Genomic DNA, 14,038 nt, shown 5'->3' with positions numbered 1-14,038 from the left:
CGATCTCGCCGGCATTGTCACCAGCGTCGAGTGTTCAGTCGACGACGGGCCTTCAGTGTCTGATGGCGGCCACAGGTTGTTCGGCTAGCAGCACGGTTGCGGCCAACACCTTTGCCTTCAGTTCGAACTCGCCCACGCCGAACATGCTGGTAGCCGCGGTGTTCGGCCCCAGCAACATCAACCAGCCGCTGTACGGCCTCATCGGGATTGCCGGACAGATCCCGATCGTCAACATCTTCATCGCCAACGGCACCAACGGGGCCGCGGGCTCGGGTGCCAACGGCGGCAACGCCGGGCTGCTCATCGGGTACGGCGGCATCGGCGGATCCGGAGCGGCGGGACTGGCCGGCGGTAACGGTGGCGGTGGCGGCCTGTTCTTCGGCAACGGCGGCAGCGGCGGTGCCGGTGGCACCAGTGCCGCGGGCGGCAACGGTGGAAATGCCGGTTCTTTGGCGCTGTTCGGCCACGGCGGTAATGGTGGCACCGGCGGGGCCGGCACACCAGGTACCGCGGGGGCAGCGGGTACCGGAACGGCAGCGGACGGAACGACTGGCACGGCCGGCACGACGACGGGCGCGACCGGGGCGAACGGTCTGAACCCGACCCCCAGTGGTGGTGCGGGTATCGAGGGAACAGTCGGCGCGACCAGCACAGTCACCGGGGGCGACGGGACTGCCGGCACTGACGGCAATCCTGGTGGTGCCGGTGGTGCCGGTGGCGCTGTGGCGGGCACTGCGCTCGTCGCGACCGGCGGGAACGGCGCTGTGGGTGGCGCAGGCACGCCCGGCGCCGATGGTGGCGTCGGCGGAGCAGGCGGCGCCTCGTCCACCACAGGGGACGGCGGCCTGGCCGTCGGCGGCAACGGCGCCAACGGCGGTAACGGCGGAACCGGGAACACCACCGGTGGTGCCGGTGGAGCCGGCGGCGCGGCGGTGAGCACGACCGGTGTCGGGACCGGCGGGACCGGCGGCAACGGCGGAAGCGGCGGAATCGGTGCGGCAGGTCAGCCTGGCGGAACCGGAAGCGCCGGCGGTGCCGGAACCAATGGTGCCAACGGCACCGCTGTAGGCGGCAACGGAACCGCGGGTGGACCCGCGGGTGTCGGCGGGAACGGCGGTCGTGGCGGGCTCTTCGGCAGCGGTGGTGCTGCGGGTAACGGCGGCACCGGCGGGACCGGCGGAGTCGGCGGAGCGGGCCAGGCCGGCGGTAATGGCGGCACGGGCGGCACGGGTGCGGCCGGTGGTACCGGCGGTAACGGCGACGTCGGCGGCAACGGCGGCGTGGGTGGTGCCGGCGGCGCCGGCACGGGCTCTGGCGGAACCGGCGTCGGTGGTACCGGCGGCACCGGTGGGTCGGGCGCCACTGGTGGTTCGGGCGGCACCGGTGGTACCGGTGGCGCCGGCGGCCCCGGTGGCACCGGCGGGACGGGTGCTGCAGGCGGCACCGGGGGAGCCGGTGGCAGCGGCGCTGCAGCCGGTACCCCCGGTAGCGGCGGGCTGTTCGGCCACATCGGCCGTACCGGCACTGCGGGTAGCAATGGCGCCACCGGTAACACCGGAGCGACCGGAGCATCCGGAGCCAACGGTGCGACCGGCAACACCGGCGCTACCGGCGCGAGCGGCACTCCCGGTGCCAACGGCACCGGCGGGGCCAACGGCGCCAACGGCGCTTCGTCCTAACCGGTAGAGCAGTGCCTCACTAGAGACATTGCAATTTCGGACGCTCGGGGCGTCGGCTACGGCCGGCGCCCCGAGTGCGCTGTCGACGCGGGCAACCCGACAGGTTTCAGCTCTGAAGGAGTGAGTAGGCGATGGACAGATTGGTCAGCGGGATGCGATACCCCGGCGCGGATCCGGGCGGGTCGCCGACCGACGACGTCGGTCGGCTGCTCCTGCACTGCGCCGATCGGCCTGGCCTGGTCGCGGCCGTCAGCTCCTTCCTGGCCAGGGCCGGGGCGAACATCATCTCGCTGGACCAGTATTCGACCCAGCAGTCCGGGGGAACATTCATGCAGCGCACCGTGTTTCACCGGTCTGGCTTGTCGGCGGTGCGCGACGACCTCGAGCGGGACTTTGTTGCGCAGGTGGCGTCGCGGTTCGATATGGCCTTCGCGCTCACCGAGGCGTGCTGGCCTAAGCGGGTGGCGATCATGGCCTCGACGGCCGACCACTGCCTGCTGGACCTGTTGTGGCGCAACCGCCGCGGCGAGCTGGACATGACGGTGGTGATGGTGATTTCCAACCATCCCGACCTGGCCGACCAGGTACGCCCGTTCGGCGTGCCGTTCCTGCATGTGCCGGCCACGGAAGGCATTCGGGCGCAGGCCGAGCAACATCTCCTGGACGCTTTGCGAGACAAGGTCGACCTGGTGGTGCTGGCTCGCTATATGCAGATCGTCACGCCCCACTTTCTGGCGCAGGTCGGTGTCCCCCTGATCAACATTCACCATTCGTTCCTGCCGTCGTTCGTCGGGGCGGCACCGTATCGCCGGGCGAAGGAGCGCGGCGTCAAACTCGTTGGCGCTACCGCTCATTACGTGACAGACGCACTCGACGAAGGCCCCATCATCGAGCAGGATGTCGTGCGAGTGGACCATCGCCACGACCTAGCGGATTTGACGCGCCTCGGTGCTGATGTCGAACGCGCCGTGCTGTCCCGGGCGGTTCTGTGGCACTGCCAGGACCGCATCATCCGAACCGGTAATCAGACCGTCGTCTTCTGATCGAGCCCTATCAGGACGCTGGCTGCGGCACTGGCGAGGCCGGCCGGCGGCGCACGATCTGCGGCCACCAGAACCACGGGCCCAGCAGTGCGGCGATCGCCGGTGTCATGAATGCCCGCACCACCAGGGTGTCGAACAACAGGCCGAGCCCGATCGTCGTCCCCACCTGGGCGACCACCACCATCGAGCTGACCGCCATCGAGATCATGGTGAACGCGAACACCAGGCCGGCCGCTGTCACCACCGAACCACTGCCACCCATCGCGCGAATGATGCCGGTATTGATCCCGGCAGGCAGCTCCTCTTTCATTCGTGCCACCAGCAGCAGGTTGTAGTCGGCGCCCACCGCCAACAAGATGATGACCGCCATCGCCATCACCATGAACTGCAGCTCCATGCCCAGGAGGTGCTGCCAGAGCAGCACTGACAACCCGAACGACGCCCCCAGGGACAGCACCACCGTTCCCACGATCACCGCCGCCGCCACGATGGCGCGCGTGATGATCAGCATGATGATGAAGATCAGCGACAGCGCGGCCACACCGGCGATCAGCAGGTCGTACTTATTGCCTTCCTGCATGTCCTTGAACGCCGATGCGGTGCCGCCCAGGTAGACCTTCGAGCCTTCCAGCGGCGTGCCCTTGATGGCCTCGAAGACGGCGTTCTTGATCGCGTCGATGCGGTTGATACCGTCGGCCGACAGCGGGTCCTCTTCATGCGAAATGATGAATCGCGCGGCATGACCGTTGGGGGAGATGAAGTTCTTGATGCCGCGCTTGAATTCGTCGTTGTCGAAGATCTCCGGTGGCAGGTAGAACGTGTCGTCGTTGAGCGAATCATTGAAAGCCGCGCCCATCGCCGATTGGTTCTCGCTCATCGCGGCCTGCTGGTCCTGCATGCCGGCCTGGCTGGCCTGCTGGGTCAGCATCATGATCCGCATCCGCTTCATCGACTCGACCGACGAACGCATCAGCGGAATCATCTGTGGCATCAGGCTATCCAGAGCATGCATGTCCGGTAGCAGTCCCTGGATGTCGTCGACCATGGTGTCGACCCCGTCCAGCGTGTCGAACACCGACCGCATCGACCAGCAGAGCGGGATGGTGAAGCAGTGCGGTTCCCAGTAGAGGTAACTGCGGATCGGGCGGAAGAAATCATCGAAGTCGGCGATGTGATTGCGCAGGTCGGCAATGTCTAGATACATCTGATCGGTCCTGGTCACCATGGAGTGCATGGTGTTGCTCATCTGCTCCATGAGGTTGATCATCTGCGTCATCGTGTTGATCGTCTGCTGCATCTGCTCACCCTGGACCAGCATGTCGGCCATCCGGTCCTGCAGGTAGGAGCGGTTCATCGTCTGGTTGGTACTGCCCATGCTCATCTGTGAGGGAATGGTGCTGTACTTCAACGGCTTTCCGGCAGGGCGGGTGATCGACTGCACGCGGCCGATGCCGGGGACCTTGGCGATGGCCTTGCTGATGCGTTCGATCACCAGGAAGTCCGCGGAGTTGCGCAGGTCCTGGTTGGTCTCGAGCAGCACCAGCTCGGGATTCATCCGGGCGATGGGGAAGTGCCGTTCGGCCGCCGCGAATCCCTCGTTGGCGGGCAGATCGGCCGGCAGGTATTTGCGGTCGTTGTAATTCGCCTGGTAGCCGGGCAGGGTGATCAGGCCGACCAGGGCGATCATGATCGTTACGAACAGGATGCCTCCGGGCCAGCGCACCACCGCTGCGCCCAGTCGACGCCAGAACCGAATTCGCATGGCCCGCTTGGGTTCGAGCAGACCGAACCGGCTGGCCACCGTGACGATCGCTGCGCCCAGCGTCAACGCCGACACCACCGCGACCACCATGCCGACGGCCAGCGGCACACCGAGGGACTTGAAGTACGGCAACCGGGTGAAGGACAGGCAGAACGTCGCCCCGGCGATGGTCATGCCCGAGCCCAGAACCACGTGGGCGGTGCCGTGGTACATCGTGTAGTAGGCGTCTTCGCGGCTCTGCCCGATGGAGCGGGCTTCCTGATACCGCCCGATCAGGAAGATCGCATAGTCGGTTGTCGCCGCGATCGCCAGCGTCACCAGCAACTGGGTCGCGAACGGCGACAGGCCGATCAGGTTGTGATAGCCGAGGAATGCCACCGCGCCGCGGGTGACGGTCAGGCCCAGGATCAGCATCACCAGCACCAGGCCGACCGTGATGATCGAACGGTAGAAGAACAGCAGCATCACGATGATCACGCCGATGGTGGTGAACTCGATGATCTTGATGCTCTTGTCGCCGGCATGCTGCTGATCGGCCTGCAGGGCGGGGCCGCCGGTCACGAAGACCTTGACGCCTGGCGGCGGCGACAAGCCGTTGACGATCTTCTGAACCGCCTCGACCGAATCGTTGCCCAGCGTCTCGCCCATGTTGCCGGCCAGAGCCACCTGGACGTAGACGGCCTTGGAGTCGGCGCTCAGCGCGCCGGCCTCGGTGAGCGGATCACCCCAGAAGTCCTGGATGTGTTGCACGTGCGCGGTGTCGGCCCGCAGCTTGGCGATCATCTCGTTGTAGAACCGGTGCGCGTCGTCACCCAGCGGCTGGTCGCCCTCCAGCACGATCATCGCCGAACTGTCCGAGTCCGACTCCTCGAACACCTGTCCTGAGCGCATCATCGCGATGACTGACGGCGCCTCCTTCGGCGACATCGACACCGCCCGCAGCTTGCCGACTTCCTCCAGCTGCGGCACCGACACGTTCAGCACAACGATCAGGCCGACCCAGCCGAGAATGATCGGCACCGCCAACCGGCGGATCCACCTCGCCAAACCCGGTCGGTGTGGCTGCTCGGCGGGGACCACGCGCTCTACGGTCGGGGTGCTCACCAGGCCCGCAAATCCTCACGTTGTCTGGCCGCGCACGGCGCATGCTGCACACAGCGGCGATTTACTTAGATAGTCATACCAGACGTCAGGGTGTCCGTGTGAGGTCGACAACGTCGACCTATCCGATGTTAGCGCCGCCGTCGGCGATGCGGTGGACGGCGTCGATGAAGGTGTCGATTTCGGTGTAGGTGTTGTAGAAGGCGAATGAGGGTCGGACGGTGGTCTCGACTCCCATGCGTCGCAGGATGGGTTGCGCGCAGTGGTGTCCGGCGCGTACCGCGATGCCTTCGGCGTTGAGGGCTTTGCCGACTTCGATGGGGTCGTGGCCGGCGAGCACGAAGGACAGCACGCTGGCTTTGTGGTCGGCGGTGCCGATCAGCCGCACCCCAGGGATGGCGGCCAACCTCGGGGTGGCGTAGTCGAGTAGGGCGTGTTCGTAGGCGGAGATGCGGTCGATGCCGATTTTCTCGACGTAGCGAATGGCCTCACCGAGACCGACGGCGTCGGCGATGTTGCCGGTGCCGGCTTCGAATTTGTTGGGCAGGCCCTGGTAGAGCGAGCGTTCGATGGTGACGTCGGCGATCATGTTGCCGCCGCCTTGCCAGGGTGGGGTTTCGGTCAACGCTTCTTCGGTGCCGTAGAGCACCCCGATGCCGGTGGGTCCGAAGATCTTGTGTCCGGAGAACACGAAGAAGTCGGCGCCGGTTTGGGAGACGTCGATGGGGATGTGCGGGATGGACTGGGCACCGTCGATGAGGACCCGGGCTCCGTAGCGGTGGCCCAGCTCGACGATCGTCTCGACCGGGGTGACCGTGCCCAGGGCGTTGGATACCTGGGTGGCCGAGACCAGTTTGGTGCGCGGACCCAGCAGGTCCTCGAACCGGCTGAGCAGCAGGTTGCCGGCATCGTCGACGGGGGCGACCTTGAGGATGGCGCCGGTCTGCTGGGCGATCATCTGCCACGGGACGATATTGGCGTGGTGTTCGAGGTTGGTGATGACGATCTCGTCACCGGGTTTGAGGTGTTTGCCGCCCCAGGCTTTGGCCACCAGGTTGATGGCTTCGGTGGTGCCGCGCACGAAGATGATCTGCTCGGCTTTGGGTGCCCCGATGAAGCGTCGTACCGCTTCGCGGGCTTCTTCGTAGGCGTCGGTGGCCCGGGCCGCCAACTCGTGGGCGGCGCGGTGGATGTTGGAGTTCTCGTGGGCGTAGAAGTAGGCCAGCCGGTCGATGACCGCGTGTGGTTTCTGGGTGGTGGCGGCGTTGTCGAACCAGATCAACGGTTTGCCGTTGACCGTTTCGGCCAGGATCGGGAAATCCGCGCGGATCGCGTGGACGTCGAAGATCTCATGGTCGTCGCGGATCTGGGGCACCGGTGCCGATAGCACCGGCGCACCGGCGGTGAAGTAGTACTTCGCCTCATCACCGCTGGGCCCTTCATCACCGCTAGGCAGGGAAGCCACCTTCGGTGCCGACAAGAAACTCAGATCCGGGATCCCCGGAACCTGCCCCGACCATCCCGGCACCGAACCCCGCGGCGCCACCGGCACCACCGGAACCGAACCAGCCAACACACCCGGCACCGTCGGTACGATCCCGGCCGGCACGGCGAACTCCTCCAGATGAGGTGGGGTGAACGGGTCGGCCACACCGGCAGCGGCGTGGCCGACCGCGGGAACGGTGCTCACATCCGGTGCGTTACCGCGTGGGGCGACCGGCACCGTCTGCGGGGGGATCGGTTCAGGCCCGGGGGAACTCGGTGTTGGCAGGGTCACCCCGGGCGCTTCAAGCAATACCGGCGGCGGCCCCAGCGGCGCTGCCCCGCCCGCGGCGCTGCCGTAGGACGCGGCGGCCGTCGTGTCGGGGACACTGCCCCGCGGGGCCGGTGGCACGCTTTGGGGAGGGCTGTCGTTGCCGGGTCGGAAACTGGTCGCCAGCAACTGGCTGGCCAGTGCGGCCAGTTCGGCCTCGCTGATCGGGAGCTCGCCTTCGGCGTCTACCGACCGATACTCACTTGTACTCATGGAACTGGTCCACCGCGACACCGTCGAGCACGGCCAGTGCGTCATCGGTGAGCACGGCCAGCGACGAGTACAGGGTCACCAGGTAGGAGGCGATCCCGGAGCGGTCGATCCCGGTGAACCGCACCGACAAGCCGGGGGCCTGCTCGCCGACCAGTCCCGGCTGGAACAGGCCGACCACACCCTGGCGCTCCTCACCGGTGCGCACCAGGATGAACTTCGTCTTGCCGTCCTCGACGGGCACCTTGTCGCTCGGGATGATCGGGATACCGCGCCAGGTGATGAACTGGGCGCCGAAGAGGTTGACCACCACCGGTGGCACACCACGCCAGGTGGCCTCACGACCGAACGCGGCCACACCCAGCGGATGAGTCAGGAAGAACGCCGGGGTCTTCCACACCTTGGTGATCAACGCATCCAGGTCGTCGGGAGTCGGGGCACCACCCAGCGGCTCGATGGTCTGCTCGGGTGTCACCTGGGACAGCAGGCCGTACTCGGCGTTGTTGATCAACTCCGACTCTTGGCGTTCCTTGATCGTCTCGATCGTCAACCGCAACTGCTGAGCGATTTGATCGTGCGGGCTCGAATACAGATCCGAGACCCGGGTATGCACGTCCAGCAACGTCGAAATCGACCGCAGCGTGATCTCACGCGGACTGGTCTGGTAGTCCACATAGGTCTGCGGCAGGGGATCTTCGAAGTTCTCCCCACCGACCTCGGCGTGAATCGCCACCCGCTCGGGATTGACCACCCGGTTGACCCGATAAATACCCGCCTCAACCGGAACCCAGCTCAATAGATGCAGCAGGAACCGCGGGGTAATCGTCTCCAACTGGGGAACGGTCTTGGTGGCATTGGCCAACTGCCGTGCGGCGGCAGCACCCAGTGCCTGCGATTCATTCTGAGCCGACGTCATCGAGATCCTCCACTTCTAGGGGTCGCGCCAATCATGAACGTACTCCGGCCCCCTGCAAAGAATTGGAACGCACCGTGATGCGAAGTCGGTCACCCCAAGCGGGCAGCGTGCCGTATGGTATTGGCATGCAACTGCACGCATCGCCGCGCTTTGATTACACGCGCTGCCTCGTCGTGCGCTTCTGTTGTTGTTGATTCTTCTGACGCCGTAATTCCCTGCGCTCAGGCCACCGCCTTCTTGGCGTGATGATCTGCGCTGCACGACGCACTCAGAGAGATCAACCCCATGGCAACGCTGTCTTTGCTCGCACCCGCACCCGCTCCCGCTGCGGTGATCGCCCAGCGGCGGGTACGGCCCACGCCCTCGACCGACCTGTCCCGGATGACCCGCTACCGCGGCGGCACGTACTCGCACACCGTCGGCACCGTTGTCTTCACCGACGGCACGTCAGCGCGCACCGATCTGATCCGGCTGAATCCCAACATCGAGGCCTACTCACTGGACTTCCGCGGAGTAGCACCGACCACGCCGTCGCGCTACCACGCCGACACCTGGTCTGCGGTACCGCATTTGCAGGCCCGCGCCCACGAAGCCGAGGTCGCCTGGATCCTGCGCAACTCCTACCCGGCCATCTCGACCACCACACTCAGCGACGATCTGCGTGCGGCCGGTTACGCCCTAGGCAGGCGCAACATCTCCGAGCACGAGGCGATCGCCGGTACCCAGGCCGCGATCTGGTATCTGACCAACGGCCTGTGCCTCGACGACCAGCCGCTCAACGTGCCCGCCCGGATCGCCAACAGCGCCGGGGCAGTCCACGTCGAATTCGACGGGGAGCGCCAGCTCGCCGGTTATGCCGCTGAGGTCTCGACCCACGACGGCGCCACCCTGACACTGCAGAAATCCCACGACGGACAGCACTGGCACGACGTCGCCGCCTCCGCCGTGACCGTGCCCGCCGGTGGTGGCCGGATCAGCAAGTTGCTCGGTGTCGGCGCCACGGTGGCTCATCAGGGGCCCGGACGCCGCGCCGGGGGATACCGGCACTACCGGCTGGTCATCGCCGGCGACGCCACGATCGCCGGCTTGACGTTTCGGCTCAACGAGTCACGGTTGTACCGCAACGCCGAACCCGTGGTCCACCTGTACAACTACCTGCTCAAGGGTGCCAGCGCGGCCCGGCGGGCGGCGGTGGTGCCAACGCTGGTGACTGCCGACGCCGGTGTCCACGACGGCCTGGTCGGCCCGTTCCGCCTGGACACCCCCGGTGTGGCTGCCGTCCGCTCTTCCGACGGATACGAGGTGGTCCGTGCCGACGGCGCCACCGTCACCAAATTCGTTGCGCCGCAGGAGGAATTTTTCCTGCGGTCCGCGTCGGAGGCCGATGCCGCGACGTTGACCGTCGAGATCCCCGGTGATCCGAGGGGATTCGGCGGCAAAGTGATCACCGGTGTGGCCCGCGACGAAGTCGCCGGTTCCTACACCCCGGTGGCGCTGGCGGTTCCCGTGCAGCTGGTGGTCGAGTTCGACCTGGACTGGGCTGCGGCGCGTCCAGTGGCGCACTCAGATCGCTGAATGCAGCGGCGGCGGGGTGCCGTGCAGCAGCGCCCGGCCGATGTGCTGGTATTTCCACCGGATCGGATCGTGCAGGGTGTGGGTGCGGGCATTGCGCCAGTAGTGGTCAAGGTTCAATTCAGCTGCCACGCTTCGTGTTCCACCGACCTCGAATAGTGCACTGGCTACGTCGTTGGCCGCCCGATCGGCCAGGATCTTCGCGCCCGCCACCGCCAGCGAGGCCTGCGCGGCTCGTTGCCCGGCGTCGAGGGGTTGGGCCCGGAACGCCGTGTCCACCGCGGCGCCGGCCACCGACAACGTGGCCTCGGCGGCTTGAACCGTCACCGCCAGTTCCCCGAATCGCTGGATCAGCAGGGGATCGTCGACTGCATTAGCGACGTTCGCCTCGAACCACGGCCGGCTCTTCTCGCGGACGAATGACGCGGCGGCTTCCAAAGCTCCCCGTGCGATGCCGACATCGATCGCGGTGTGCAACAGCTGGGCGTATGCGCCGTAACCGGTCGGTGCGTTGACCGCCGGGGCACGGGGGATGAGCGCTGCTCGCTCCACCAACACCTCATCGAAGATGACGGTGCCGCTGCCGGTCGTCCGCTGTCCCAACGCGTCCCAGTCGTCGATGATCTGTACCCCGGGACTGTCGGCCGGCAGAAATGCGATGTATTGGCCCTCGGCCAAACCGCTTTCGCCATCCGGGTCGTCGAGGCGGGTCAGCACCGCCAAGATATCGGCAAACAGCGAGCCGGTGCAGTAGTACTTGGCGCCGTCGATGCGGAACAGCCGGCCTGCCGGGCGCACCGTGGTCGCGATGTCTGCCACCGTCGGGCTGGTGCGCTCGGTCTGGGCATTGGCGATGCGGCCGCCCCGCAGCAGCCGCTCCGAATAGTGGCGGAGTTGCTCTGGTGAGCCGGCGAGGCGCAACAGATTGACGTAAACGAAGTGGCTGTGCGGTATTTGGGCGATGTTGGGGTCTGCGGCGGCCAGTATCCGAATGACGTCGGCGACAACGCTGGGCGGCAGGTCGGCACCGCCATAGGCGCCGGGCACGGTGATCGCCAGCAGACCGCTGGCGCTCAGCTGTTCGATCTGGGCGGTCGGCAGCTCACGCAGCCGGTCTCGATGGGCCGCGCCGACGGCGAAGTCGGCGGCCAGGTCGGTGGCGACGGCGAGGGCGGAGGCCGCCGAGAGGACGGGACAGGCAGAGGTCGCGGTCATGGTCGGTCAGACCGCCGCGGCCTTGACGGCGCGACTGACCTCTTGGCGCAGCCGAACGTACTCGGCGCTGCGGCGCAGTTCGTCGGGGTCGACGCCGGTTCGGGGCAGATCGACCGCCAGGTCGAGGGCAACCCGCCCGGGACGGTGGGTCAGCACCACAATGCGTGATCCCAGGAATGCCGCCTCGTCGGCGCTGTGGGTGACGAACACGGTGGTGCGGCCGGACTCGGCGCTGACCTGGCGGACGTCCTCCTGCAGGCGTTCCCGAGTCAGCGCGTCCAACGCGGCAAACGGCTCATCGAGCAGCAGCAGCGAGGTTTCCGGACGCTCGGAGGCCAGCGCCCGGGCGATCGCGACCCGCTGCTGCTGACCGCCGCTGATCTCCCAGATCTTGCGGTGCGCAATACCTTCCAGGCCGACACGCTGCAGGAGCTCGTCACGACGCTCGGCCCGGCGCTCCCGGGGGGTCCCGGCGTACTTCAGCGCCAGTTCGACGTTGCCGCCCACATTGCGCCACGGGAACAGGCGCGGCTGCTGGAACACCACGCCCGCGGTCTGGCCCGGCACCGGCCGGCGGCCCGACACCTTGACCTCGCCGTCGGTCGGCGACTCGAAGCCGGCGATCAACCGCAGTAGCGTGCTCTTGCCGCAGCCAGAGGCACCGACGAGCACCAGGAACGAGCCCGGTTCGACGTCGAGATCGACCGGTCCCAGCGCCGTCGTGGTGCCATAGCGGTGTTCGACCCGGCGGATCTGGATCCCGCCGTCGGTGTGCGCGCCCTGTGGTCCGGCGGCTGCCGGAGCGTCAGTGGCGGCTACGGCCTCACTTGGTGATGACATCGGGCAGTCCCTGGGTATAGATGGCGTCCTGGAACGTCTTCAGCGGGGCGGCCGATGGAATCTGCTTCTGCTCGGCAAGGAACTGCGAGGCGCTCTCCAGGTTGGCGGCGACATTGCCGGGGTTGCCCTGGGTGCCCAGCCACTGCGGCGACGCGACTTCCTGCGGAGTCAGGTACACACCCTGTTTGAGCTGACCCTCAACGTCGGCGGGGCTCAGGCCGATCTCGGCTGCGATGGCCTTGGCCGCCGCGGCGGGATCGTCGTGGATGACGGTCAGGGCCCGGGCCTGCTGCTTGCGCCAGACGTCGACGACCTCGGGGTGGTCCTTGGCGAAGGCGTTCGACACCGCTGCCAGATCGAGGGTCGGCTTGCCGTCCGTGGCCAGCTGACGGCTGGTGATCAGGTCCTTGCCGGTCTTGCGCAGCTGGTCCAGGGTGGGCAGCCAGGTATAGGCCGCCGCGATGTCGCCGCGTTCCCAGGCCGCCAGGATGGCCTGCGGCTGCAGGTCGATTAGCGCAACATCGTTGGGCGACAACCCGTTCTGGGCCAGCGCGGCCAGCAGGCTGTAGTGCGCGGTGGAGGCGAACGGGGTTGCCACCCGCCTGCCCTTGAGGTCGGCGATCGAGTTGATCCCGCTGCCGTTGCGGGCGACCAGCGCCTCGTTGTCGCCGGCCACGTCGAGCACGAAGGCGACGCTGTAGGGGATGTTCAGCGGTGCGGACAGCCCGCGGGCGACTGGGCTGGAGCCCAGCGCGCCGAAGTCGAGTTCCTTGGCGATGAACGCGGTGTTGACGTCGGCGCCGGAGTCGAACTTGACCCACTTGATGTTGTAGTCCGGCAGCGCATCCTCGAGCCACCGGTTGTTCTTGACGACCAGGTCCCCGCTGGGGAAGGTCTGATACCCGATGCGAAGCGTGGGCTTGCCCGCGTCCGACTTCTGATCAACCGAGCAGCCGGCCATGCCGATCATGGTGATGGCGGCGGCAGCCAGGGTGACGAGCTTCTTCAGGTTCATACCTTTCCTCTCCAGGGGACGGCGCGACGCTCGACCGAGCGCAGTAAACCGTCGATCACGAGCCCCGAGATGCCGATGGCGAAGATGCCGACGAGCACCACGGGAGTGTTGTTGTAATTGCTGGCGTCCTTGACCAGGCCGCCGATTCCGGGAATGCCGTTGAACAACTCGGCGGCGACCACCGACGAATACGCCATGCCGACCGCCAGCCGGATGCCGGTGAAGGTCTCCGGCAATGCGGAGGGAATGACGATGTCGCGCAACACGTCACGGCGGGACGCGCCGAGGGCTCGCGCGGCCTCCACCAGACTGACCGGGACGGCCACCACCGCCGCGGTGGTGGCCACCGCCGCCGGGGGCAGCGCGGCCAGCGCGAGCAGGGTGATCTTGGGTGCCTCGTCGATGCCCAGCCAGATGACGAGCAGGAAGAAATACGCCAACGGGGGCAGCGCCCGCAGAAACGTCAGCCACGGCTCGAGCACACTGCGGACCCACGGGATGGAGCCCATCAGCAGGCCGAGCACGACGCCGATGGCCACACCCACCACGACGCCGACGAAGACTCGGCGCAGGGTCATGTACAGGTGCTCCCACAGCAGGTAACCGGCGTAGCCGCGGACCCCGTCGTGGGTGGTCGAAATGTCGATGAAGGCGTGCCAGACCACGCTCGGGTAGGGCACGAAGGTCTGGTTCCAGATCCCGCTGGCCGCCGCTGCCTGCCAGAGGGCGAAGAACACCAGCAGCGACAGCAGGGGAAGGCCGACCCGGGAAAGCCACGTCGGCCATCTGCTGGCCGCCCCGGAGCCGCCCGCGGACGTACCGGGGGCGTCGGGGGGCGTGACATCGACGAACACACTCACCCGGACACCTTT

General features: G+C 67.0%; 10 protein-coding genes. 3 read left to right on the top strand and 7 right to left on the bottom strand.

What is annotated here, in order from left to right; translation table 11 throughout:
- Window positions 1-143: 143 nt before the first annotated feature.
- Window positions 144-1,679 carry a PGRS repeat-containing protein gene (locus ADBZ9K_RS07150; protein WP_526619398.1) on the top strand — a complete coding sequence of 512 codons (1,536 nt, stop codon included), beginning with the start codon at window positions 144-146 and terminating at the stop codon, window positions 1,677-1,679.
- Between the two features lie 152 nt (window positions 1,680-1,831).
- Complete coding sequence (purU, locus tag ADBZ9K_RS07145) at window positions 1,832-2,722, top strand: formyltetrahydrofolate deformylase (protein ID WP_526620799.1); 891 nt, start codon at window positions 1,832-1,834, stop codon at window positions 2,720-2,722.
- A 10-nt stretch (window positions 2,723-2,732) separates the two neighbouring features.
- Here the strand turns inward: purU and ADBZ9K_RS07140 are convergent, their stop codons facing one another.
- From ADBZ9K_RS07140 to ADBZ9K_RS07130, 3 genes are all read right to left on the bottom strand, one after another.
- Window positions 2,733-5,588: an MMPL/RND family transporter gene (locus ADBZ9K_RS07140; RefSeq protein ID WP_526619397.1), complete on the bottom strand. Its 2,856-nt coding sequence runs from the start codon at window positions 5,586-5,588 to the stop codon at window positions 2,733-2,735.
- Between the two features lie 118 nt (window positions 5,589-5,706).
- Window positions 5,707-7,611, bottom strand: coding sequence for a family 2A encapsulin nanocompartment cargo protein cysteine desulfurase (locus ADBZ9K_RS07135; protein ID WP_526619396.1), 1,905 nt, complete (start codon window positions 7,609-7,611; stop codon window positions 5,707-5,709).
- Window positions 7,598-8,524: a family 2A encapsulin nanocompartment shell protein gene (locus ADBZ9K_RS07130; protein WP_526619395.1), complete on the bottom strand. Its 927-nt coding sequence runs from the start codon at window positions 8,522-8,524 to the stop codon at window positions 7,598-7,600. The genes ADBZ9K_RS07135 and ADBZ9K_RS07130 overlap by 14 nt, the downstream gene beginning before the upstream one ends.
- Before the next feature lie 294 nt (window positions 8,525-8,818).
- Here ADBZ9K_RS07130 and ADBZ9K_RS07125 point away from each other — a divergent pair, with 294 nt between their 5' ends.
- Window positions 8,819-10,099, top strand: coding sequence for a thioester domain-containing protein (locus ADBZ9K_RS07125; RefSeq protein WP_526620797.1), 1,281 nt, complete (start codon window positions 8,819-8,821; stop codon window positions 10,097-10,099).
- Here the strand turns inward: ADBZ9K_RS07125 and ADBZ9K_RS07120 are convergent.
- The 4 genes from ADBZ9K_RS07120 to ADBZ9K_RS07105 are packed head-to-tail and all read right to left on the bottom strand — an operon-like array spanning window position 10,088 to window position 14,026.
- Complete coding sequence (locus ADBZ9K_RS07120) at window positions 10,088-11,311, bottom strand: SfnB family sulfur acquisition oxidoreductase (protein ID WP_526619394.1); 1,224 nt, start codon at window positions 11,309-11,311, stop codon at window positions 10,088-10,090. The genes ADBZ9K_RS07125 and ADBZ9K_RS07120 overlap by 12 nt on opposite strands.
- Window positions 11,312-11,317: 6 nt before the next feature.
- The gene (locus tag ADBZ9K_RS07115) at window positions 11,318-12,151 is read right to left on the bottom strand and encodes an ABC transporter ATP-binding protein (RefSeq protein ID WP_526619393.1); all 834 of its coding nucleotides are present in this window, start codon (window positions 12,149-12,151) and stop codon (window positions 11,318-11,320) included.
- Window positions 12,135-13,166, bottom strand: coding sequence for a taurine ABC transporter substrate-binding protein (locus ADBZ9K_RS07110; RefSeq protein WP_526619392.1), 1,032 nt, complete (start codon window positions 13,164-13,166; stop codon window positions 12,135-12,137). The genes ADBZ9K_RS07115 and ADBZ9K_RS07110 overlap by 17 nt, the downstream gene beginning before the upstream one ends.
- Window positions 13,163-14,026, bottom strand: a complete 864-nt coding sequence (locus ADBZ9K_RS07105; RefSeq protein WP_526619391.1) for an ABC transporter permease — start codon at window positions 14,024-14,026, stop codon at window positions 13,163-13,165. The genes ADBZ9K_RS07110 and ADBZ9K_RS07105 overlap by 4 nt, the downstream gene beginning before the upstream one ends.
- Window positions 14,027-14,038 lie beyond the last annotated feature (12 nt).

Origin of the sequence: Mycobacterium sp. (genome assembly GCF_965229265.1) — a bacterium.
Lineage (GTDB): Bacteria > Actinomycetota > Actinomycetes > Mycobacteriales > Mycobacteriaceae > Mycobacterium.
This window is presented reverse-complemented; position numbering and strand designations above follow the sequence as displayed.

Excerpts from the sequence above, each read along its gene's own strand:
- ADBZ9K_RS07110 (WP_526619392.1), bottom strand. The coding sequence starts at position 13,166 with ATGAACCTGAAGAAGCTCGTCACCCTGGCTGCCGCCGCCATCACCATG.
- ADBZ9K_RS07130 (WP_526619395.1), bottom strand. The coding sequence starts at position 8,524 with ATGACGTCGGCTCAGAATGAATCGCAGGCACTGGGTGCTGCCGCCGCA.
- ADBZ9K_RS07120 (WP_526619394.1), bottom strand. The coding sequence starts at position 11,311 with ATGACCGCGACCTCTGCCTGTCCCGTCCTCTCGGCGGCCTCCGCCCTC.
- purU (WP_526620799.1), top strand. The coding sequence starts at position 1,832 with ATGCGATACCCCGGCGCGGATCCGGGCGGGTCGCCGACCGACGACGTC.
- ADBZ9K_RS07135 (WP_526619396.1), bottom strand. The coding sequence starts at position 7,611 with ATGAGTACAAGTGAGTATCGGTCGGTAGACGCCGAAGGCGAGCTCCCG.
- ADBZ9K_RS07115 (WP_526619393.1), bottom strand. The coding sequence starts at position 12,151 with ATGTCATCACCAAGTGAGGCCGTAGCCGCCACTGACGCTCCGGCAGCC.
- ADBZ9K_RS07150 (WP_526619398.1), top strand. The coding sequence starts at position 144 with ATGCTGGTAGCCGCGGTGTTCGGCCCCAGCAACATCAACCAGCCGCTG.